The following is an 18,776-nucleotide window of genomic DNA, read 5'->3' as shown; positions in this document are numbered from 1 at the left end:
GCACCTCCATCCATTTAGGGAAGAAATTTTGCCATTTATAGTTTTTCGTAGTAATCTGGTTGTGATCTAAGGCTTAATATTTTTTTTGATTTTCCCATGGATCTTTATTGAGCGGGTGTTCACAAAAACAGACCGTGAAAAAAAGGAACTTGAGGACTGTATGAACAGCTTTTTTGACTTCAAGACCATTTTTGTAGCACTCTGCCTGACAATGCTGACCCTGAGCATCAACATGATCTATTATATCAGGAGCAGGCACATCTATCCTGGATTCCAGGACTGGACAATTGGAACCATATTAATAACCGCCGCCTTCCTGGCGGTTGCTTTCAGGGGTGCCCTCTCTGATTTTATCACCATTATCATGGGGAATTTATCGGCATTTCTGGGAACAATCTTTTTTTATTTCGGCTTTAAGAAATTTACTGGACAGAAAACAAACTACGTTTTCCACATTATTGGATCTTTAATCTGCTCGGCAGGCATATTCTCGTTTTTCACCTATGTGAGACCCAACTTTATCATCCGGGTGTGCACCTCCTCCTTTTTTATGGGCGTTTACTTTATGTTCTGTTTTCTTATGGTTTACAGATACCAAAAAGATGTTTTGAAAAAGAACGCCTCCATACTCAATGGCACATTTCTATCCCTTTCGCTGCTTTTTCTGGTCCGAGGTATCTATTTTTTGCATCCGGCAAATCATGTGCCTGATTTTTCCTCAGCCGGTCTTTTTTCTGATATCAGCATGTTGGTGACCAGCATGCTGTGTATTTCATTTGTAATGGGATTCATTCAGTTAAATACTCAAAAGCTGGAATTGGAATTATCCGAGGAAAAGGAAAATTTAAGGCAGAACGAAGAAAAATACCACAGCCTTTCAGATGCCGCCTTTGAAGGGATTGCAATGACGGATAAAGGGGCGATCATTGAAGCCAATAAAAAGCTCTGCCGCCTGTTTGGATATGATGAGGATGAACTGATGGGTATGAAAGCCGTTGATCTTGTAATCCCCAAGGATAGAGACAAGGTCAAAAACAATATATTGTCCGGTTCTGAGCATGTCTATGACGTCATCGGCTTGAGAAAGGAAGGCACAACCTTTCCTCTGGAAATCCAAGGGAAAATGTTTGATGCCAGGGGCAGGCAACTCAGGGTTGCCTCATTAAAAGATATTACCAAAAGGGTCGAGGCTGAAAAGGAACTGCAGGAAAGCCAGCGCCAGTACCGGCAATTGGTCGAGGATATTGGCCCTTCCAGTTTCCTTTATAGTCACCGGATGGACGGTGTCGTGACCTATGTGTCACCATCGGCAGGAAGCGTGATCGGCCTGGATCGAAAAAATGTCATCGGAAAGTCGTGGATGGACCTTCTAAACTGGGAACCCGAATCCATTGAAAGGGGCTTAAAAAGCATACAGGAATTGACAGGCGGCAAAGAGCACGCCACCTTTGAGGTGACATTTTGGGATAAGACAGAATCTAAACGTACTCTGCTGGTTCAATCTCACCTGATCAGGCACGACCAAAAACAGTCTTTCTGTATAGAAGGCCTTGTCACAGATATAACAGACAGGAAGCGGGCAGAAAATGAAAGGGAGCGGCTTATCCGCGAATTGCAGGATGCCCTTGAAAATATAAGCACCCTCAGCGGGCTGCTGCCGATCTGTGCCAGATGTAAGAAAATCCGAGATGACAAAGGATATTGGAATACTTTGGAAGCCTATATCGAAGACCATTCTGATGCCTCATTCAGTCATAGTCTGTGTGAAGAATGCTCTGATGAACTTTATGGTAATCAGAGTTGGTATCTGAAAATGAAAAACAAGAATAAGGCTGAATAAGCGTACTTTGCACGCGCCTCTTTTTCTATCAGTCTCTATCAGGCGAATCCGATCCGGTTTAGGAATCTGTCATGGTGATTTTATAAATCTGCGGCGGCGGGAGATGGCCGTGATTGCCGGGGGCGTGTTCTCCATGGTTGTTTTGGCCACCATGGAGGACACGAATAAGGGGGGGCGACCAGGGGGAAGAGGACGAAAGCATCCCTTCCCTTTTCTTCCAGGGCCTGGTCAATGGCCTTGGGGGTTATTTTACTTTAATAAGTTCAACCGTGAAGATTAGTGTAGAATAGGGTTCAATGGTTCCGCCGCTGCCGGTGGGACCGTATGCAAGTTCGGATGGAATATACAGCTCATATTTTGACCCCTCTGCCATAAGCTGAAGGGCTTCTGTCCAGCCTTTAATGACGCCATTCAGCGGGAAAGTCGCTGTTTGGCCGCGTTTGTATGAACTGTCAAAGATTACACCATCAAGTGTCTTACCTTCATAATGGGTTTCAACGGTATCTGTAGCAGCGGGCTTTTTCCCGCTTCCTTCAGTAATCACTTTATACTGAAGCCCGCTCTCTGTTGCTTTAACCCCTTCATTTTTAATGTTTTCTTCAAGGAATTTGTTTCCTGCCTCAATATTTTTTTTCCCGGCTTCCATCTGCTCTGCCTGCTTTTTGTCTTCCATGGCTCTTTGGAAATTTTGCATAATGTGCTGCATTTCACCGGCAGCCATTTTGGGTTCTTCCCCGTTAAAAGCCGCAATAAATGAATCCGCGAAAATTTTAGGATCGATTTCAAAGCCCTGTCTTCTAAAATTACCACCCACACTTTGCCCAAACACGTAACTGACCTGATCTAAATCAACTTTCATTTTAAATCCTTATTAAATTTTTGATAAAAATTTCATCAATATACACAAAAAGAAATCAGATTGCATTAATTAAAATAGTGGCCTTGGTTTGTTATTTTGACCATCCGGATTCCTATCCACAGGAATCTGTCAAGGTGATTTTAGAAATTTGCGGCGGAGAAGGATGGCAGTGACTGGCGGAGGAGGGTGTCCTCCATGGCGTTTTCTGCACCATGGAGGACACGAATGTTCGCTGCTGTTAGCCGACCAGGGGGACGGTGAGGCCGCCGTCCATGAGGAAGAGGACGGAAGCATCCTTGCCCTTTTCTTCCAGTGCCTGGTCAATGGCGGTCTGGAGATCTGAAAAGGGTTTGATGAACAGCTTGGAGATGACATCGGCTTCCACGTCGGTGACCCCCCACATCTGGGCCCAGAGTCCGATTTCAGCCATTTTGGCGGCCTTGTGGTAGCCCAGGACATAGCCCTGCTCGATTTTGTCCAGGGCGGCCTTGGGCGTGTCGCAGGAGCCCAGCAGATCGGCAAAGGCCTTTCCGCCGATGCCGCAGCGGCATTTGGCCACCAGGATCATGATCCCGTCTTCCTTCAGGGCCAGCTTGGCATTGTCGATGCCTTTCTGGGCCTGGTAGAGGTCTATATCCTGGGGGAATTTCACAACGGAGACCACGATGTCAGCCTTTTCTTTCAGGGGCGCGGCAAAGACCTCGTTGGCCCGGTCGATGGCGGCGTAAAAGGAATCGTTGATGTGGCCGGAGCAGGTGGCATAGACCTTGTGGTGCTTGTCCAGAACGGTCATGATGGAGAATATTTCCTGCTTCACGGTCTTGATGGCGTCGATCATATCTTCGTTGACCGGGTTGCCGTCCAGGGCCAGGGCCTTGGCTTCGGGCACCAGGGCCAGCTTGTGGTTCTGTTCAATGGTCTTGTATCCGGCAATGCCCGGCAGAAAGGACTTGCGGCCCCCGGTGTACCCGGCAAAGTAGTGGGGCTCCACAGAGGAGATGATAATAAATTTATCCGCTTCCACGCCGGCCTTGTTCACGTACATTTCCGTGCCGTTGGTGGACTGGCCGATGAGCACCATATCCTCGTCCTTGCGCGCATCGTGGACGATGATATTGTCTTTTATCTTTTCATAGTATTCCCCGAAGATCTGGATGTATTCTTCTTCGCTGGGGCCCCGGTGGGCGCCGGTGGCGATGATGAAATTGTAGTTGACCCGGCTCAGGTCTTCGAATATCACATCCAGCACCTTTTTGGTGGGGGTGGGGCGGGTGGCGTCATTGACGATCACCAGCACCTGCTGGGCGTCGGACAAAAAGTCCTTGAAGTTTTTTGAATTGATGGGGTTGGCGATGGAGCCGGCAATGCACTGGTCTTCGTCGCCGATCTGCACATCATTGGCTTCCAGAAAGCCGACCTGGACGGCATCGTCCAGGTCCGCGGCCATGGAACCGTCTTTTCCGTAAGGTACTTCTATTTTCATCTTTTCTATAGTCTCCTTTGGTGTACGCGCTGCTAGCGCACGGGGCCTTTCTGGTTCAACTGGTCTATGAAGGTGTCAATTTCCGCCTGGAACAGGGTTTTGTCCCCGGCGGGTATCTGTACCAGTTGGATGCGGTCCGTATCAATTTCCAGGGTTTCAAAGGTGGCTTTCAATTGTTTGACCAGGTTTTTGGCCTTTTCGTTGCCGTTGTGTTCGCAGTCCCCGTCGGGACAGCAGGCCACCAGCACCCCCCATGCCTTGCTCAGGAACGGGGCCATGAGCAGCTGGGCTTCCAGCCGGCCCCCGCACATATTCACCAGGATTTCATAATCCTTGTCATGGGTCTCGGATTCCGGCAGGCGGGAGGCCATCATTTCCGGGAAGTAGGACCAGTTGCAGGCAAATACAATGGCCTTGGCCGTTTCGTGGCTGTTCAGGAAACCCACGGCCTTATCCGTGAGTTCGTCCCGGCTCAGGCCGAAGGTGTTGACAATTGTCGCCGCCCCGGCGGGACAGGCTTCCACACAGATGCCGCAGGCCTTGCATTTGGACGGATCCGTGACAATACCCTCTTCGCCGATGGACCGGGCGTCGTGGGGACAGGCCCCCACACAGATCAGGCACCTGGCGCAGTTCATCCGGGTGATGGAGGTGGTGCCCGGCCCCTTAAGGCCCATTTCACACAGGTCTTTTTTGGCGTCGGTGAAAATTTCGGTCAGGGGAACCCCGGAGGAGCAGGCTGCCTCGCACCGTTTGCAGTAAAAACAGTTAAAAAGCTTTTCAGCGGCCTGGGGCGTGGCTTCAACATTGCCCGAGAGCAGGCCGAAAGCCGTGATTATCTTGGCCCTTGGGGCGTCGGATTCCCAACCCGTGTGTTTAAACATGGGGCAGTGTTCATAGCAATATCCGCATCTGATACAGCTGGCAAGGGTGCCTGCCCATTTTTCCAAATGTTTGAATTTCTGATCTATAATTTCCATGGTTAATCCCTTTTGTTTAGCTGTTCACAGAGTATCTCAGGTTGGCGGCCGTGACCCAGTTGTCCGGGGCCTGCATGAGTTTGCCCGGGTTCAGGATGTTGTAGGGGTCGAGGGCCTGTTTAATGGTGCTCAGCATTTCAATGGAATCGGATTTTTCCACCTTGAAGGACTGGGCTTTGGACAGCCCGATGCCGTGCTCCGCAGAGGTGGTGCCGTTAACGGAGCGGACAAACTCATAGATTTCCCGGATGGCTTTTCGTGCGGATTCCCACTGGTCCTCCCGTTTGGTGTCCATGAGGATTTTGGTGTGCATGCACCCCGAGCCGCAGTGGCCGTAGGCGGTCATGATGATGCCGTTCTTCTCCGCTACTTCATGGATTTTGGCGGCCATGTCCGCCATGCGGGAGTAGGGCACGGCCATGTCGTCGGCCAGGGAGGTGGACGCCAGGTTGTCGTCGTATTTTGACAATGCGGGAAAGAGCTTTTTCCGGCCCATGAAGATTTTGGTCCGCTCCTTGGGGTCGTAGCTGGACCAGATATCCTTGCCGTGGTGTTTTTCGCAGATTTTTCTCATCTTGTTGATTTCATAATCCACGGCTTCCTTGACCTGTCCGTCTGCCTCGAAGATCAGGGAGGCGGCCACTTCCTTGAGCCCCAGGTCCATGGTTTTGTTCACGGCCTTTATGGCAACGGAATCCACAAGCTCCAGCATGGAGGGGATGGTGCCCGAGGCCATGATGGAGCCGATGGCTTCGCCGGCATCTTTAAGGGAATCAAAGTTGGCCACACCCATGCACCGGTATTCGGGGATGGGTACAAAGCTTAAGGTGGCTTCCACCACAATGCCCAGGGTCCCTTCCGAGCCCACCATGAGTTTGTGCAGCTGATATCCCGAGGCCTCAACCCGTGTATGGGCGCCCAGGGAGACAAGGTCGCCATTGGGCAGCACCACCTTCATGCCCAGGACCGCATCCCTGGTGGCACCGTATTTTACGGACCTTACCCCCGATGCGTTGTTGGCTATTTCTCCGCCGATGGTGGCAATCCTGGAGGATGCCGGGGTGGGCGGGTAAAATACCCCGTAGGGTTTCAGGGCCAGGTTCAGGTCGTCGTCCACAACACCGGGTTCAACCCGGCAGTATACATCGGGCAGGTTGATCTCCAGAATCCGGTTCATTCCCTTCATGTCAAGTACGATGCCGCCTCTCACCGGAACGGTCTGGCCGCACATGCCGGAGCCGCCGCCCCGGGGGATAACCGGGATGCCGTTCTGGCTGGCATAGACCATTATTTTCTGGACCTGTTCGGTGTTTTCAGGCCTGACAACCACCCACGGCATGGCATGGTGAACCGATGCATCCGACCCGTAAACGTACAGGTCAGAGGGGTCCGACTTGATGTTCTTTTCCCCTACAATTTCCCTTAGTCTGGGTTCGTCAACCGTTTTCATGTAAAAGTCCCCTTTTGCTGGTGTAATACCTTAATCTTGTCGTTTAATGAGATAGACCATTAATATTTTCATAACTTTTAAAAAATTTCAATCCCATTTGCTCTCCTGTATTTTATAAGCGTTTGCTTGCATAAGGGGCTGAAATTTAACCTCAAATTTCTATATTAATATTCGCATATTTCAACAATTGCGACATGCTTATGCGGCTTTTTGCGTGACAATAGTTTTACAAATTGGGCCGCAAAAAATTCATAGAATAAAACAGGGTAAAATACGCATACTTCCTTGGCAAAGCCGAAGCTACGGAGTATAATTGCCCGTCAAAAGGAAGCGGGGTTTGTTCCGTTGAAAGGTCTTTAAACAGATAAGGATGATCAAATGACGTATACCATAAAGTTCCTCCCCCATGAAAATACAGTTGAAGTTGAAGAAAACGAAAGTTTGATCCGGGCGGCCATGGAAGCCGGCGTGCACATCAACGCCTCCTGCGGGGGGAGCGGGGTCTGCGGTAAGTGCCGGGTCCTCATTGAAGAGGGCGAGGTGGAAGGCGGCGTCTCCGAACATCTGTCTGATGAGGACCGGGAACAGGGCTACCGGCTGGCATGCCTGGCCAATGTGGCTTCGGACCTGGTGGTGCGCATCCCCGTGGAATCGGAGGTGGACACCTCCCGCCTCAACCAGCAGGCCACGGCACGCCACACGGCAAAGGCCATGTATGCGGACATGGAGGTGCTCAAGGAAAACGGCCTGTTCATCCCCCCTGTGGAAAAGATCTACCTGGAACTGGACCCGGCCATGGAAGGGGACAACCAGGCTGATGTGGCCCGGATCATGAACCACCTGAAGCTCCACCACGACGAACACCGGCTGCGCATTGACCTCAATCTTATCCGAAAAGTACCGGACATCATTCGGGAACAGGACTTCAAGGTCACGGCCACCATTGTCCGGCCGGTGCGCAAAGACGGGAAAAACCGGATCATCAATATAGAGCCCGGGGATACCACGGACCGCAATTTTGCCGTTGCTGTGGACATCGGCACCACCACGGTATACGGCCAGATCCTGGATATGAACACCGGAGAGGTCCTGGGCCAGCACGGCGAATTCAACGGCCAGATCTCCTACGGCGAAGATGTGATCTCCCGGATTATCTTCACTGAAAAGGGGGACGGCCTTAAGGTGCTCCATGAAAAGGTCATTGGGACAATTAACAAGGTCATTGACAAAGGCTTGAAAAAGGCGGGCATCGGCAGGCACGAGATCTCCACCATCACCCTAGCGGGCAACTCCACCATGACCCAGCTTCTGCTGAATATCAAGCCCACCTATATCCGCAAAGACCCCTATGTGCCGGCATCCATCCTCTATCCGCCCTTTTTGGCAAAGGAGATTAACCTGGACCTGCCCGACCACACCATCGCCCTGATCTACCCGGGGGTTTCCTCCTACGTGGGCGGGGACATCATTGCCGGGGTCATGGCCACGGGCATGTACCAGTCCCCGGAACTGACCCTGTTCATGGACATCGGCACCAATGCGGAAATCGTCATCGGCCACCAGGACTGGATGGTCTGCACCGCGGCCTCGGCAGGCCCCGCCTTTGAAGGCGGCGGGGTCAAGTTCGGCATGCGGGCCACCAAGGGGGCCATTGAAGATTTCTCCATCAATCCGGAAACCTACGAGCCCATGATCCTTACCGTGGGCAATGCCAAGGCCAAGGGCATCTGCGGTTCCGGGCTGATCACCCTGGCGGCCAAGCTGCTTGAAGCAGGTGTGATTGACTCCCGGGGCAAGTTCAACCAGTCTCTGGGCACTCCCCGGATCCGGCAGACCGAGGATATCTGGGAATATGTCCTCGTTTATAAGGAAAATACCCAGATCGACCGGGACATCACCATCACCGAACCGGACCTGGACAACCTCATCCGGGCAAAGGGCGCCATGTATTCCGCCGCCCTGACCCTGCTGGAGGAGATCGGCCTTACCATCCATGACGTGGAGCGGATTATCCTTGCCGGCGGCTTCGGGTCCTACGTGGACCTGGAAAGTGCCATCACCATCGGCCTGCTGCCGGAGATCGAACCGGAAAAAGTCACCTACCTCGGCAACGGCTCGCTGCTGGGCTGCAAGATTAACTGCCTGACCAATTCCCTGCGCCGCAACGTGGGCGAGGTGGTTAGCATGATGACCAATTTCGAGCTGGCCACCACCCCCTCATACATGGACCATTACATGGGGGCACTTTTCCTGCCCCACACCGAGTTGAACTATTTTCCCAAGGTTAAAGCAAGACTGGAGGCCCTTCGCAAATGAGTCCGGCAAGCCCCGGCAGGGGATACGTCAGAAAGATAGAGATCGAAAAGCCCATGCTGGGCAACAACCTGTCCGATGCACAGCGTTTGGAAATGGCCCTGAAAAAAGAGGTGGATGCGGGCTTTGTCCACATTCCCGGCCGCCTGCTCAAGGACCTGCCGGCCAGGTTGCGGAACCAGGACTTCAAAGCCACGGCCGTCCTGTTCAAGGACCGCCGTTCCTGGCGCCTGGTGGACCTGCTGCCCCCGGCCCACCCAAAACCGGTACTGGGGGCGGCCGTGGACATCGGCACCACCCGCATCGTCATCCGTCTGATCAATCTGGAGACCGGCGAGGCCCTGGGCGAGGCCGGTCTGGACAATCCCCAGAAAAAGATCGGCCCCGATGTCCTGGCACGGATCCACCATTCCAATAAACCCGGCGGGCTGGCCCAACTCCAGGAACTGGTCATCGAAGGAGTCAACGACCACCTTGAGCTGCTCTGCCGGCAGAGCGGCTGCTCCCCGGAGGATGTCTTTATGGTCACAGGCGCCGGCAACACGGCCATGACCCATCTGTTCATGGGCATTGAGGCCTTTGAGATCATCAAGGAACCCTATATCCCCTGCGTCAACATCCCGGATACCATGTCAGCGGCCAGACTCGGGCTCAGGATTCGTCCCGGCGGGGTCTGTTTCCTTTTTCCCAACATCGGTTCCTATTTCGGCGGAGACCTGTTGGCCGGGATCATCTATTCCGACCTGGATAAAAAGGAACTGCCTTCCCTGGTGGTGGATGTGGGCACCAATGCGGAAATCGTGGTGGGCTCAAAGGACTGGCTCATCGCCTGCGCCGGAGCGGCGGGCCCGGCCCTGGAGGGCGGGGTGAGCAAAATGGGAATGACCGCAGGACCCGGGGTCATCGATACGGTTTCCATTGATCCCCAGACAAAGGAAGTAAGGGTACATACCATTGAGGAACAACCGCCGGTGGGCATCTGCGGCTCGGGCATGATTGATCTGGCCGCAGCCCTCTTTCTTTCCGGCATGATCGATATCCGGGGGAAATTCGCCCCGGAGGTGTGTAAGGAGCGCCTCATCCAAGTGGATGAGATCCCCTCCTTTGTCCTGGTGCCTGCCCATGCGTCAGGAACAGGGGAGCCCATCTGCCTTTCCCAGGTGGACCTCAATTCCCTGACCTCCTCCAAGGCCGCCATGTACACCATCCTGGAAGTCATCGTAAAAAATACCTCGGGCCTGGAATTCGAAGAACTGGACAAGTTTTACGTGGCCGGCACCTTCGGTTCTTTCATCAATCCGGAATCTGCCATATCAATCGGCATGCTTCCGGATTTGGACCGATCCGTATTCGAGGTTCTGGGCAACTCCTCCCTGGGCGGGGCCGCCATGCTGCTCACGGACCCCGGGGCCTTTGACCGGGTGATGGCCATCCGGGAGACCATCACCTACATCGAACTCAACGTCAACCAGGAGTTCATGAACATGTTCTCCGGCGCCAAGTTCTACCCCCACACGGACCGGTCCCGGTTTCCGTCGGTAAGGGGATGAAAAGACAGGTCACAACTGCCTGACCCTGTGCCATGAAACGGGTGGTTTCAGGCACTAAGTCAAAGACTTTTTTTCATTCTGTGACCTCTGCCGGTTTTCAGCGGTTTAAAAATCTTAACGCTATTGGGGGAAATAGAGGACAGAACCCCTGTGGCTTTCCAAAGAACCGTTTTTTGCCTGGTTGACCAGGTTCAGAGACGGATGGGCACTCGCAAGTCTATCTGCATTCTCGAATAAAATACGTAATACCTTCCCGGCTGTTTCCGCGTCAAGGTCCTGGGTGGTGACCAGCAATGCCTGTGTACCGAAGGTGATGATCTTTTCGGGGATCTGCGGATAGGTGCCGGCGGCAATTTCCATTTTGAAAAACGCGGGCCGGCTTTCCACCATGTGGCGGATATCTTCATCTGCCATATGGGCAAGGTCTGCATTGCAGAGCTTTAACAGCTGCTGTAAAGAGGAATCCGGATGGACCCCGATATGAACCATGGCATCCACTGTTTCATGGCAGAAGGCCATGGTGTCTTCCGAATGGCTCCCGGATATCTCGGCAATCAGGCTGAAGTCTTTTTTAGACCAGTTTTTGGCTGCCATAATGGTTTCCACACATAAATGCTGGGTGGATAAAGGGGTTCCGGCATTGAGCCGTTTGTTTCTGAGGCCGTTAAGGTCAGTGATACCGGATTTTTTATTAACCACCAGGGCGATGGGGACCTTGTAAAGGGGCGAAAGAATCCTCAGGCTGTCATAGCTGATGTCCAGGAATTGAAAATGACCGGATTTGCCCATGGCATCATAAAACATGCGGGAGTCCACCAGCGCCATATCCAAAGCGCCGTTTTGAAGATTCGTCAGGTTGTGGATATCGTTGGGGGCCGGGACTGCAGTCAGGGTAATCCCCTGGCCGCGGCGATCAAAAATCCGTTCCAGAACCCGTCCTGTAAACCGGGAAAAATTGTCTGACTGGGAGGTTCCCAGTTGAAGGTCGAAGCTTTCAGCTCCGGCAACGCTTGCCCCCAATATTAAACTAAGAATCAGGGGCAGATAATTTTTTATGATTACATTCATATAATTCATAATGTTATCCCTGAAGTGATGAGTTAAAAAAAAATAAGAGAATGGGCGCTGTTTAATTAGACTAAGTGAATATAATTTTAGGAAAAAAGAGACCTCAAAGTCAAGGCATGATTCTATTGGTTTTGTAATTTCCAGCGCTGTTTAGAACTTTTGTTCCGCAACCATCCTGGATTTGACAGAGGATACTTTTATTCGGCAGTCTCATCCTCTTTGCAATAACCGTTTCGGTTGTTTTTCCGGCTGATATCCATGGGGATCGATATCTCACCTGGGCAACGGAATTTGACAAGATTTTTCAGGTAATGATATAAAGGCGGCGAATTTGGCTATACACGGATTGAATTAAGGAGTTTTTTGTTTACCAAGCTAATGGATATTGTGCCCGTCGTTGCTGATAACAGATAATCAGTAATGGATGGGTATTGATTCTCACACCCCCTGACGATTCTTTTTTATGAATCCCGGGGAACCGGAAGCGTCTGCGAAACGGGAGCCGGTTCTGCATCCTCTCTTCATTGCTGCCCTGTATCGGCAACACCCCCTTTATTTAGAGTCAACACGCCGGAATAGTGTCCGGCTGAATCGTTTTTTCAATACCAGTGAGTTAAATTTTAAGAGGGAAAAGCATTGAAAATAAGAAACTCTTATGCATCGGACAGGCAGGAGATAGAAAGAATTCATACAATGGCATTTGGAAAGGAAAAAGGGCCTGAAATCGCCGAACTCGTCAACGGTTTGTTCGGGGATAACACCGCAGCACCCTTACTTTCCCTGGTGGCTGTTGAGGATAATAAATTAGTTGGGCATGTGCTTTTTACAAAGGTTGATGTGGCACAAAGCCCTGTCCCTGTATCCGCCCGGATACTGGCCCCACTTGCCGTTCTGCCTGAAGTTCAGAAAACCGGCATTGGCGGCCTGCTGATTGAGGCGGGATTCAATCGATTGAAACAATCAGGAGTGGATCTCGTTTTTGTTTTGGGGCATCCTGATTATTATCCCCGTTCAGGATTCACTCCGGCAGGCGCGCAGGGATATGAGGCCCCTTATCCCATCCCAGAGGAGCATGCCGGTGCCTGGATGGTCATTGAACTTTCCGCCGGAATGACCGGCAGGGCCGGGGGAAGGGTCAGATGCTCAAATGTCCTTAACCAGCCCCGGCATTGGCGGGAATAAACGTATCGTAACAATGGATTGTGCCCGGTTTAGGTGAATTGCTGCCACAGGGCGCTTTGTGAAACAACCGGGGGATTGATTGCTTCTTTATGCTTTCAATCCCCCGGAACACATTCTTACAGCAGCCAAGAAAATAGTCAAAAGTCTAGTTCTGCGTTTTGGTGTATCCAAAAGAGGAGAGCCATTTCTCTGCATCGGCAAGGTTCTGAAAAATTTTTGCTTCATGGCGGGTGATATTATCGAATACCTTTTTGACCTGCCATTGTTTCATTTCTGAGGGGCCTGTCACATAGGCATGATGCGTCAGTGTCTTCGTCACAGGGTTATTCAGCATCTTTATCATCATTGATTCAATGGCGGGCGTCCCCAACTCCCATTCTCTGCCATCGTGCAGAATGGCCCAGTTTTTTTTATTGTAGGCTTCTAGGGCAACCTGTTGACCGTGATTGATAAAATTCTCAACCACCCTCTCGTCCCAGGATTTATATGATTTTACATATAAGAGGTTATGAAATGGCTCAAATGTATAAAAGTCGGTTTCAATTTTCATAATATGCGTCATCCTTTTGGAAAAAGTACCACGAAAAAAATTATAATCAAACAGCGCCGGTGTCAACCGGTGATTTCACCGGATGAAATCTGCACAGGCCGTGGGAATTCGGTGACCGGTTTTTCAGGCCCCCCCCTTAAGCCCGACGCGGCGAAACAGGCCTTGACAGGTGTATTGGCCAATGGTTTAAGAAGGATACGCCTGTTCCGCAAACGGCGTGTTCCAAAGGCATCGGTCCAACCAACCTTTATTGAAAGGGAGTCCCAAAATGGCAGATGAAAAATGTTCGTTGAAATACCGGTACACTTTTCCAGATTTTCTCTATTATATCGGGCTTCTGGCCATTCCTTTCACAACGGGTATGGTTGCCGTTCTGGATAAGTCCCTGGCAGGCGCCGTGATCTTTTTTATGGTCATCGCGGTATCAATACCGGTGGTGCTGCGGTTTTTCTGTACCCATTGCCCCCATTACTGCAGGGATGAAAAGCGGCTGAACTGCATATTCTTCTGGAGATTTCCCAAATTTTTCAGTCAGCGGCCCGGCTCCCTCAGTCTCCGGGAAAAAATCCTCTCCGTTGGCGGCCCGGTACTGGTGCTGCTTTACCCTGTTTACTGGCTGGTGCAGGAACCGGGGCTGTTTATCGTCTATCTATTGTCCGTCATCGTCTTTGGCGCTTCGGTGCGCCGGAACGAATGTCCCCGGTGTATTTATACCGACTGCCCGGCTAATATTGCCCAGCGGCACAGGGCAGAATGACTTTTACATGAAATACCTGGGAAATCATTGGAGCCCGTAGGTTTGACGGGGGGTTAGATATTTGGGGAACCGGTCCGCAAGGGATGTGCACAGCTCCGTGCAGAAATGGCATTCATCCACATACCGGCCGCCATGGGGGAGCCGGTATTGTTCGGCCAGGGCCGCGGGGCCGCCCTTGAGCAGCGGTCCGCATACCGGGTGGTTATCGGGATCGTAATTGTTCAATACCTCGGCCAGGGAGGTGTCGAGGTAATTGCCAATGCTCAGCCCCTGGCAGACAAGGACATTGCCGAAGGGATCAATATGAACGCGGCCAGGATTTCTGAGATTCTCCATTTTGCATTCCGTGAGTCCCTCCCATGGCCTGTCCGGCAGATCCTTTACCAGTTTTTCCACTGCCCGCCCCCTGAGCTTCGGCCCCCCGGCATATACAGGTTCCCCTTTGGCCTGGTCATTTGGGCGGGCCAATGATGGGGGCTCAATACATATTGTGTTGGCGGTCATTCCAAGTTCACGGGCGGCTTGTGAGGCCACTTGGGCCGGCGTTTCGCCCGCACCGTCGTGATGGAAGCTGTCGTCCCCCGGTTCTATCGTGGTCAAGCCCGCCTCTTGCAGCGGGCCAAGCCATAGTTTGGCATCTTCTACCCCTGTTGCCCAATAGCAATTGGTTTCCACCGCCGTATCAAACCCGGCCTTTGTGACCTGCCTGATGCCTTCGCAAAGAAGGCCGTAATAGAGAAAGGGTTCTCCCCCTTCAAAACTGATGGAGCGAATGCCGCCCAGATCTGCCGCTGCCCTGATGAGATGGTCCAGCTGTTTCAAGGTAAATACGCCGGCTCGTTCGGGGCTGCAGAAAAGAAAACAATGGTCGCAGGCAAATGTGCAGGTATAGGTTAGGATGATATGGAGTCCTTTTATCATGATGATCTCCCTTTGATGAAGAGTGGAAAGATAAAGATGTTTTCCGATTCTGGGGCAATCATGACGCATTATTCCACGGAATTCAACCGTTTGGTGAAAAGAAAAAATATTGGATCTTCTGCTGCCTTTGTTTTATGTTGAAGCAGTAATTTCTAGCGCCAATCAATATTTATCTTTTAAAGAGGTCGTTTCGTATGCCCAATGAATTGAAGACCTTTTTGACCCGGGCACAGGTCGTAGATGCCGTGGCTGCCGATTTCGGGCAGTACGGCCCCCAGCCTGAACTTTTTCGCAGGATCGCCCCGCTGGTACTTGGAACGGATTTTAAAACCGGGGCGGCTGGGGGAGAAGAGCAGGCATGGGTTCGCAGGGGCGGCGGATATACCCCGGTGGGGGATACGGCACTGGGGTTCTACCTGATTCATATCCTTGAAACTGCGGATCCGGATGAAAAGATGCTGGCCTGGATCGCCGAACTGGTGTTTGAAGTGGCGGCCGGGCCGGGGACGGACGGCGGCCGGACCGGGGTGTGGATTGAAAACCAGATGAAAGGGTTTGCCTGCAAGGGCTGCGGCAATTGCTGCACGCAGCTGGACACGGTCTGCACGGCCAAAGATGTTGAAGCATGGAAAACCCTTGGACGGCACGATATCCTCGAATGGGTGAGGGAAGAGGCCGGGCCCGGCGGCAAGAGGGCATACCGGATCTGGGTGGACCCCCGGACCGGGGAAAGAGCAGACTCCTGCCCCTTTCTCGGCACCTGGCCGGGGAGCGCCTCTTTTTTCTGCACCATTCAGGAGGTGAAGCCCAGGGTGTGCAGAGAGTACCCGTTCACAAAGAAACATGCCGGTCAGACCGGCTGTCCCGGATTTTTTAAATAGGCTGCCCTAAAAGAATATACATGTATATACAAGCTCCCGGGTTTGTGATATGAGATGGAAAATCATATCCATATTTAACCGTAAAAGAGAGGGCGGAACATGAAGAAAATCGTCGAATGCGTCCCCAATTTTTCCGAGGGGCGGAATAAAGAAACCATTGAAGCCATTGCCCAGGCGGTTCGAAATACCAAGGGATGCAGTTTGCTGGACGTGGATCCGGGGCGATCCACCAACCGGACGGTCTATACCTTTGTGGGGGATCCCCAGGCCGTGGTTGAAGGGGCTTTGGCTGCGGCCCGGGTGGCCCGGGAACGGATTGATATGCAGACCCACACCGGCGAGCACCACCGTATGGGGGCCATGGATGTCTGCCCCTTTATCCCCGTGGCCAATGTGACCATGGAGGAATGTGTGGCCGTGTCAAAGGAATTCGGCCGGCGGGCGGCCGAGGAGCTGGGCATTCCCATTTACCTTTATGAAGCGTCCGCTGAGCAGGAATACCGCAGAAAACTGCCCCAGATCCGGGAAGGGCAGTACGAGGCCATCCCGGAACGTATTGTACAGCCCCAGTGGAAGCCGGATTTCGGCCCGGCCGAGTTCATCCCGGAATGGGGGGCCACGGTGACCGGCGCCCGGTTCTTCCTCATCGCCTATAACGTCAACCTGCTCTCCACCCCCAACCAGGCCCACAGGATCGCGCTGAACCTGAGGGAAGCGGGACGGGGCGAAAATGAACCGGGGCGGTTCAAGGATGTCAAGGGCATGGGCTGGTATGTGGATGATTACAACCTGGCCCAGGTGACGGTGAACCTGAACAACTACAATGTCACCGCCATCCATGAGCTTTTTGAAGCGGTGAAGGAGGAGGCCGCCGGCCTTAAGGTGGCCGTGACCGGCTCTGAAATCGTAGGCGTGGTTCCCCTGGAGGCCATCCTCATGGCTGCGGAGTATTATATAGAAAAGGAGGGGCTGTTTGTTCTGGATGAGGACCAGAAGGTGAGGCTGGCCGTGGAGCGGCTGGGGCTCAATTCAGTTGCCCCCTTCAACCCCAAAGAGAAAATCATCGAATACATCATTGCCGAGGAACCGGATGAACCCCTTGCCGGGCTGACCCTGAGGGGCTTTATCCAAGAGGTGACCTCTCGGAGTTCCGCCCCGGGCGGCGGGTCTGCGTCGGCGGCCATTGCGGCCATGGGTGCCGGCTTGGGGTCCATGGTGGCCAAGCTCACCCTGGGGGTGAGGAAATTTGAAGCGGTGGACGGCAAGATGCGGGAGCTCATTCCCCCCCTGCACCAGGCAGCCCATGCCCTGATTCCCATGGTGGATGCCGACACCAATGCCTTTGCCGATTATGTGGCGGCCCTGGGGCTGCCCAGGGGGACGGATGAGGAAAAGGCCCACCGGCAGGCGCAGCTTCAGCTGGGCCTGAAAAAGGCCATTGAGGTGCCCCTGTCCACCATGCGTTTGGGGGACGGGGCCTGGGATGCCATGATGGAGGTGGCCCGGTACGGCAATCTCGCCTCCAAGTCCGATGTGGAAGTGGGGGCCAGGGCCCTGGAAATGGGCATCTGGGGTGCGTACAAGAATGTGGTCATCAATATGGGGGATATAACGGACCCGTCCTATAAGGAAGAGACCCTGGCCAAGGCCGAAGCCATCAAAGAGAGGGCCGCGGACCGCTGCGCCAAGGTACTTGAGATTCTGGAGGCCCGTTCAGCAGAATAGTCTGTTCACGCATTCATCTTGAAGAACAGCCCCCTTTTCCGCAGTTTTGCCGGAAATAGGGGGCTGTTTATTACCGGGTAAGGACCATCAGGTCCTTTTGGGCCATTTCCCGGGCATAGGCCGCCCTTCCCATGGCGTCGATGCGCGCCAGCGATGCCTTTCTGTCGGACCTGAAAATCAGGGCGAAAAATCTGGAAATCAGGTTGTTGAAGGTTTTGCATTGGTTGACATCGGCAAATTGGGTGCAGCCGCTGCAGGTGGTGAGCCCTTTTTCCCGGGCGCAGTCGGGTATTTTGCACCAGGTGGCCCGGGCCAGATCCCGGCATCCCGGGCATTTTTCCTTTTTATATCTATGGCAGGCCCCGCAGAACAGCCCGCAGGGTGCCACCAGTCTTTTGTCTGCTGTTGTCATCAGTATTCCTCTCCGTTTTAATTATTTCATATCGTCAGAAAACCGGCTCCTGATGAGCAGACCATACCACTCTGGTGTGACAGCACTATGTCAGGTTTGAATATATTTTTTTCATTTTCTTTATTTTTTCTGCCAGCTCTGTTTTGAGGGAGGAGGGGGAAATCAGTTCCGCCTCCGGGCCCAGGCTGAGCAGAAACCCGTAGAGCCAGTCGTTTAGGGGCAGGGTGGCTGAAAGCCGCCAGAAGGGGCCGCCCCTGGATGGGCCGGTGCCGCCTTCCTCCCGGGCCAGGGCCGAGGGGCCGAAGTGCTCCTCCATGGCAGGCTTGAGCCGCCGGGAAATCCGAAGCTCCATGGCCACCTGTTTCCCGCTGTAATTGTCCGCGTTAAAGTATTCAATTGGGGTCCACCTGCCTGGTGGTGAAGTACTGGGGCAGGATATTGGCCCGGGACATGCGGGAAAGCTTGAATATCCTGAAGTCCTTTTGCCGCCGGCAATGGGCCAGAAGATACCAGCCCATGCCCTTGAATGCCAGGGTATGGGGCTCTGCCTCACGCTCTTGGGGCGCTTCTCCCGGCTTGGTATAGATAAAGCCCAGGACCCTGGACCGGGTAATGGCTTCGCGGGCAAGGGCGAAAACGGAGAGTTTAGCCGAAGCCCCTCCCCTTTCAAGGCCGGGGGCACGACATTTTCTTTCAGGCTTGTAGGGAAATAACACGTTCAAGGAAATTGGCCAAAGTTTACAGAGTAAGTTTATTCTCCAATAATTTTTTGAACCTATCTTTCAAATCGAATCGCATACAAGAT

The 18,776-nt window shown here is 52.8% G+C and carries 17 protein-coding genes; 7 read left to right on the top strand and 10 right to left on the bottom strand.

The genetic code is table 11. The annotated features are described in order from the left end of the window. The first annotated feature begins 160 nt into the window (after window positions 1–160). Window positions 161–1,840: a PAS domain S-box protein gene (locus tag HUN04_07595; protein ID WDP89589.1), complete on the top strand. Its 1,680-nt coding sequence runs from the start codon at window positions 161–163 to the stop codon at window positions 1,838–1,840. Window positions 1,841–2,084: 244 nt separating this feature from the next. On the opposite strand, the gene HUN04_07590 is transcribed toward HUN04_07595, so the two are convergent. From HUN04_07590 to HUN04_07575, 4 genes are all read right to left on the bottom strand, one after another. Next, complete coding sequence (locus HUN04_07590; GenBank protein WDP89588.1) at window positions 2,085–2,699, bottom strand: FKBP-type peptidyl-prolyl cis-trans isomerase; 615 nt, start codon at window positions 2,697–2,699, stop codon at window positions 2,085–2,087. Window positions 2,700–2,937: 238 nt separating this feature from the next. Further along, the gene (gene larA, locus HUN04_07585) at window positions 2,938–4,182 is read right to left on the bottom strand and encodes a nickel-dependent lactate racemase (protein ID WDP89587.1); all 1,245 of its coding nucleotides are present in this window, start codon (window positions 4,180–4,182) and stop codon (window positions 2,938–2,940) included. Window positions 4,183–4,214: 32 nt separating this feature from the next. Next, complete coding sequence (locus HUN04_07580; GenBank protein WDP89586.1) at window positions 4,215–5,162, bottom strand: hydrogenase iron-sulfur subunit; 948 nt, start codon at window positions 5,160–5,162, stop codon at window positions 4,215–4,217. 16 nt (window positions 5,163–5,178) lie between these two features. Then, window positions 5,179–6,612, bottom strand: coding sequence for an FAD-binding protein (locus tag HUN04_07575; protein WDP89585.1), 1,434 nt, complete (start codon window positions 6,610–6,612; stop codon window positions 5,179–5,181). Window positions 6,613–6,990: 378 nt separating this feature from the next. On the opposite strand from HUN04_07575, the gene HUN04_07570 reads away from it, so the two are divergent. Both HUN04_07570 and HUN04_07565 read left to right on the top strand, forming a co-directional pair. Next, on the top strand, window positions 6,991–8,928 hold the full coding sequence (locus HUN04_07570) for a DUF4445 domain-containing protein (GenBank protein ID WDP89584.1): 1,938 nt from the start codon (window positions 6,991–6,993) through the stop codon (window positions 8,926–8,928). Further along, the gene (locus HUN04_07565; GenBank protein ID WDP89583.1) at window positions 8,925–10,475 is read left to right on the top strand and encodes a DUF4445 domain-containing protein; all 1,551 of its coding nucleotides are present in this window, start codon (window positions 8,925–8,927) and stop codon (window positions 10,473–10,475) included. The genes HUN04_07570 and HUN04_07565 overlap by 4 nt, the downstream gene beginning before the upstream one ends. 120 nt (window positions 10,476–10,595) lie before the next feature. Here the strand turns inward: HUN04_07565 and HUN04_07560 are convergent, their stop codons facing one another. Next, the gene (locus HUN04_07560; protein ID WDP89582.1) at window positions 10,596–11,552 is read right to left on the bottom strand and encodes a TAXI family TRAP transporter solute-binding subunit; all 957 of its coding nucleotides are present in this window, start codon (window positions 11,550–11,552) and stop codon (window positions 10,596–10,598) included. 627 nt (window positions 11,553–12,179) lie between these two features. Between HUN04_07560 and HUN04_07555 the strand changes: the two genes are divergently transcribed. Next, window positions 12,180–12,725, top strand: a complete 546-nt coding sequence (locus HUN04_07555; GenBank protein WDP89581.1) for an N-acetyltransferase — start codon at window positions 12,180–12,182, stop codon at window positions 12,723–12,725. 145 nt (window positions 12,726–12,870) lie between these two features. Here HUN04_07555 and HUN04_07550 read toward each other — a convergent pair whose 3' ends face one another. Beyond that, a complete protein-coding gene (locus HUN04_07550) occupies window positions 12,871–13,275 on the bottom strand; it encodes a hypothetical protein (protein WDP89580.1) in 405 nt (134 codons plus the stop codon). Between the two features lie 268 nt (window positions 13,276–13,543). On the opposite strand from HUN04_07550, the gene HUN04_07545 reads away from it, so the two are divergent. Next, window positions 13,544–14,032 carry a hypothetical protein gene (locus HUN04_07545; protein WDP89579.1) on the top strand — a complete coding sequence of 163 codons (489 nt, stop codon included), beginning with the start codon at window positions 13,544–13,546 and terminating at the stop codon, window positions 14,030–14,032. A gap of 24 nt (window positions 14,033–14,056) precedes the next feature. Here HUN04_07545 and HUN04_07540 read toward each other — a convergent pair whose 3' ends face one another. Next, window positions 14,057–14,953, bottom strand: coding sequence for a 4Fe-4S cluster-binding domain-containing protein (locus tag HUN04_07540; protein ID WDP89578.1), 897 nt, complete (start codon window positions 14,951–14,953; stop codon window positions 14,057–14,059). Window positions 14,954–15,147: 194 nt separating this feature from the next. Here HUN04_07540 and HUN04_07535 point away from each other — a divergent pair, with 194 nt between their 5' ends. Both HUN04_07535 and ftcD read left to right on the top strand, forming a co-directional pair. Then, the gene (locus HUN04_07535; GenBank protein ID WDP89577.1) at window positions 15,148–15,834 is read left to right on the top strand and encodes a YkgJ family cysteine cluster protein; all 687 of its coding nucleotides are present in this window, start codon (window positions 15,148–15,150) and stop codon (window positions 15,832–15,834) included. Window positions 15,835–15,933: 99 nt separating this feature from the next. Beyond that, window positions 15,934–17,559, top strand: a complete 1,626-nt coding sequence (gene ftcD / locus HUN04_07530) for a glutamate formimidoyltransferase (protein WDP89576.1) — start codon at window positions 15,934–15,936, stop codon at window positions 17,557–17,559. A 70-nt stretch (window positions 17,560–17,629) separates the two neighbouring features. Here the strand turns inward: ftcD and HUN04_07525 are convergent, their stop codons facing one another. The 3 genes from HUN04_07525 to HUN04_07515 all read right to left on the bottom strand — a co-directional run bounded on the left by HUN04_07525 (window position 17,630) and on the right by HUN04_07515 (window position 18,693). After that, window positions 17,630–17,971 carry a DUF3795 domain-containing protein gene (locus HUN04_07525; GenBank protein ID WDP89575.1) on the bottom strand — a complete coding sequence of 114 codons (342 nt, stop codon included), beginning with the start codon at window positions 17,969–17,971 and terminating at the stop codon, window positions 17,630–17,632. 85 nt (window positions 17,972–18,056) lie between these two features. Beyond that, window positions 18,057–18,323 carry a WYL domain-containing protein gene (locus HUN04_07520; protein ID WDP88214.1) on the bottom strand — a complete coding sequence of 89 codons (267 nt, stop codon included), beginning with the start codon at window positions 18,321–18,323 and terminating at the stop codon, window positions 18,057–18,059. 40 nt (window positions 18,324–18,363) lie between these two features. Then, window positions 18,364–18,693, bottom strand: coding sequence for a WYL domain-containing protein (locus HUN04_07515; GenBank protein ID WDP89574.1), 330 nt, complete (start codon window positions 18,691–18,693; stop codon window positions 18,364–18,366). Between the last annotated feature and the right edge of the window lie 83 nt (window positions 18,694–18,776).

It is taken from the genome of Desulfobacter sp., from assembly GCA_028768525.1.
Classification (GTDB): Bacteria; Desulfobacterota; Desulfobacteria; order Desulfobacterales; family Desulfobacteraceae; genus Desulfobacter.
The sequence above is the reverse complement of the archived record's forward strand: the minus strand, read 5'-3'. Positions and strand labels throughout refer to the sequence as shown.

Coding starts and splice junctions, on each gene's coding strand:
- larA (WDP89587.1), bottom strand. CDS start 4,182: ATGAAAATAGAAGTACCTTACGGAAAAGACGGTTCCATGGCCGCGGAC.
- HUN04_07575 (WDP89585.1), bottom strand. CDS start 6,612: ATGAAAACGGTTGACGAACCCAGACTAAGGGAAATTGTAGGGGAAAAG.
- HUN04_07545 (WDP89579.1), top strand. CDS start 13,544: ATGGCAGATGAAAAATGTTCGTTGAAATACCGGTACACTTTTCCAGAT.
- HUN04_07520 (WDP88214.1), bottom strand. CDS start 18,323: ATGGAGCTTCGGATTTCCCGGCGGCTCAAGCCTGCCATGGAGGAGCAC.
- HUN04_07550 (WDP89580.1), bottom strand. CDS start 13,275: ATGAAAATTGAAACCGACTTTTATACATTTGAGCCATTTCATAACCTC.
- HUN04_07540 (WDP89578.1), bottom strand. CDS start 14,953: ATGATAAAAGGACTCCATATCATCCTAACCTATACCTGCACATTTGCC.
- HUN04_07565 (WDP89583.1), top strand. CDS start 8,925: ATGAGTCCGGCAAGCCCCGGCAGGGGATACGTCAGAAAGATAGAGATC.
- ftcD (WDP89576.1), top strand. CDS start 15,934: ATGAAGAAAATCGTCGAATGCGTCCCCAATTTTTCCGAGGGGCGGAAT.
- HUN04_07525 (WDP89575.1), bottom strand. CDS start 17,971: ATGACAACAGCAGACAAAAGACTGGTGGCACCCTGCGGGCTGTTCTGC.
- HUN04_07580 (WDP89586.1), bottom strand. CDS start 5,162: ATGGAAATTATAGATCAGAAATTCAAACATTTGGAAAAATGGGCAGGC.
- HUN04_07595 (WDP89589.1), top strand. CDS start 161: ATGAACAGCTTTTTTGACTTCAAGACCATTTTTGTAGCACTCTGCCTG.
- HUN04_07570 (WDP89584.1), top strand. CDS start 6,991: ATGACGTATACCATAAAGTTCCTCCCCCATGAAAATACAGTTGAAGTT.
- HUN04_07535 (WDP89577.1), top strand. CDS start 15,148: ATGCCCAATGAATTGAAGACCTTTTTGACCCGGGCACAGGTCGTAGAT.
- HUN04_07590 (WDP89588.1), bottom strand. CDS start 2,699: ATGAAAGTTGATTTAGATCAGGTCAGTTACGTGTTTGGGCAAAGTGTG.
- HUN04_07560 (WDP89582.1), bottom strand. CDS start 11,552: ATGAATTATATGAATGTAATCATAAAAAATTATCTGCCCCTGATTCTT.